This is a genomic window from Streptomyces sp. SID14478, from assembly GCF_010548525.1.
Taxonomy (GTDB): Bacteria; Actinomycetota; Actinomycetes; order Streptomycetales; family Streptomycetaceae; genus Streptomyces.
In genome coordinates this window covers 1-2739 of the sequence record NZ_JAAGMG010000051.1, presented here as the reverse complement: position 1 = coordinate 2739, position 2739 = coordinate 1, and the positions used below count along the sequence as shown (strand labels likewise).

At 74.7% G+C, this 2739-nt stretch carries 2 protein-coding genes; both read left to right on the top strand.

Features of this window, described 5'->3' with window-relative positions:
- Positions 1-1163 (top strand): tetratricopeptide repeat protein (locus G3I40_RS01855; protein WP_164300379.1); only part of this gene is annotated, 1163 nt, incomplete at its 5' end.
- A gap of 1 nt (position 1164) precedes the next feature.
- The gene (locus tag G3I40_RS01850; protein WP_343244795.1) at positions 1165-2706 is read left to right on the top strand and encodes an NAD(P)/FAD-dependent oxidoreductase; all 1542 of its coding nucleotides are present in this window, start codon (positions 1165-1167) and stop codon (positions 2704-2706) included.
- Positions 2707-2739: the final 33 nt, after the last annotated feature.

The window sequence follows — 2739 nt, the reverse complement described above, 5'->3', positions numbered from 1 at the left end:
AACGGCCCGCACCCGCACCCGAGTTGCTCGCCACCCTCACCTCCCGGCACCACGCGGGCCTCAGCCTCGGCCGGCTCGGACGCTGGACGGAGGCGGGCGAGGTGCACCGCGCGGTAGTCGTCGAGCGGGAGCACGCGCTCGGCCCCGACCACCCCGACACCCTCGCCAGCCGTTACGAGGTCGCCTTCTGCCTGAGCCGCACCGGGCGGGCGGCCGACGCGCTGCGCGAGTACCGGCGCGTCGTGGAGGGGCGCGAGCGCGTCCTCGGCGACGCGCACCCCGAGACGCTCGGCGCGCGGCAGGAAGTGGCGTACGTGCTGGGAAAGTTGGGGCGCCACTTCGAGGCGCACCAGGCGTACGCGGCGGTCCTCGCCGCCCGCGAGCGCGCCATGGGACCCGACCACCCCGACACCCTGCGCTGCCGCCACAACCTCGCGTTCAACCTGAGCCGCCTCGGCCGCCTGGAGGACTCCTACCGGATGGCGAGCGAGGTCGCCGACGCCCGCGCCCGCGTCCTCGGCCCCGAGCACCCCGACACCCTCGTCACGCGCTGCGAAGTGGGATACACGCTGGGCCAGTTGGGACGCTGGAGCGAGGCGCTGCGGGCCTACCGCGAGGTGGCGCAGGCGCGGGCCCGGGCGCTCGGCCCGGATCATCCCGACACCCTGGCCGCGCGGTACGAGGTGGGCATCGGCCTGGGCCGCCTCGGCCGCAGCGCCGAGGCGCTCACGCTCTACCGCGACCTGATCGACGACCGCACCCGGGTGAGCGGCCCCACCGATCCCGAGACGCTGCGGGCCCGGCACGGCCTCGGTGTGAACCTCGGCCGCATGGCCCGCTGGGAGGAGGCGCTCGGCGAGGCGCGCGACGTGTGCGCGATCCGCGAGCGCGTGCTGGGCCCCGACCATCCGGACACCCTCATCAGTCATCGGGAGGTCGCCGTCGGGCTCGGCTGGCTGGGCCGCTGGCCCGACGCCCTCGTCGAGTACCGCAGGGTCGCCGCCGCCCGGGAACGGGTGCTGGGTGCGGAGCACGCCGACACCCTGGCCAGCCGCACCGACGAGGCGCACTGTCTGGAGCAGCTGGGACGGGGGCCCGAGGCCGTCGAGTTGTACCGTCGTGTTGCCGCGTTGCGGCACAGTCGGCGACCTCCAGGAGCTTGATGTGGATCAGTACGACGTCGTGATCGTCGGCGGTGGCCACAACGGCCTTGTCGCCGCCGCCTATCTCGCCCGCGCCGGCCGCACCGTCACCGTGCTGGAGCGGCTCGGGAACACCGGCGGGGCCGCCGTCTCCACCCGGCCGTTCCCCGGCGTGGACGCCCGGCTCTCCCGTTACTCGTACCTGGTCAGCCTGCTTCCTCACAAGATCGTGGGGGATCTGGGCCTCGACTTCGCCGTGCGCAAGCGCACCGTGTCCTCGTACACGCCGACCGTGCGGGACGGGCGCCCGACGGGGCTGCTGGTCGGCGGCGGCCCCGCGCGCACCCGCGACGCCTTCACCCGGCTGACCGGCGGCGCACGCGAGTACGAGGCGTGGGAACGGTTCTACGCGACCACCGCCCGTATCGCCGCACGCGTCTTCCCCACTCTGACCGAACCCCTCCCCGGCCGGGCCGCGCTGCGCGAGCGCGTCGGGGACGAGGCGGCCTGGCGGCTGCTCTTCGAGGAGCCGATCGGGGTCGGCATCGAGGAGTACTTCACGGACGACCTGGTGCGCGGCGTCGTCCTCACCGACGCGCTCATCGGCACGTTCGCCGACGCCCACGACCCGACCCTCGCCCAGAACCGGTGCTTCCTCTACCACGTCATCGGCAACGGCACGGGCGACTGGGACGTGCCCGTCGGCGGCATGGGCGCCCTCACCGACGCCCTCGCCGCGGCGGCCCGCGCGGCAGGCGCCCACCTCGTCACCGGGCACGAGGTGACGCGGATCGAGACCGACGGGCGGCGCGCCGAGGTGACGTACCGCACCGAGGACGGCGAGGGCGCCGTCGCCGCCCGGCACGTGCTCGTGAACGCCTCCCCGCAGGACCTCGCCCGGCTCCTCGGCGACGTACCGCCGTCCCCCGCCGAGGGGGCCCAGCTCAAGGTGAACATGCTGCTGGAGCGGCTGCCCCGGCTCAAGGACACGGCCGTGGACCCGCGCGAGGCGTTCGCCGGAACCTTCCATGTGGCCGAGGGGTACGGGCAGTTGGCCACCGCGTACGGCGAAGCGGCTTCCGGCGAACTGCCGAGCGCGCCGCCGTCCGAGATCTACTGCCACTCCCTGACCGACCCCACGATCCTCGCCCCGGACCTCGTCGCCCGCGGATACCAGACCCTCACGCTCTTCGGCCTGCACACCCCCGCGCGTCTGTTCACCGACGACAACGACAGCGCCCGCGCCGCACTCCTGAAGGCGACGACCGCCCAGCTCGACGCCCACCTCGCCGAGCCCCTGGAGGACTGCCTGGCGCGGGACGCCGACGGACGTCCCTGCATCGAGGCGAAGACCCCGCTCGACCTGGAGCGCGAGCTGCGCCTGCCCGGCGGCAACATCTTCCACCGGGCCCTCGCCTTCCCTTACGCGCAGGAGGGCGCGGGCCGCTGGGGCGTGGAGACCGCGCACGCGAACGTGCTGCTGTGCGGCGCCGGAGCGGTGCGCGGCGGCGGGGTCAGCGGCATCCCCGGGCACAACGCGGCGATGGCGGTGCTCGGTCGCTGAGTCGCGGTGCCGCGTCGCGGGATCAGGGTGGGG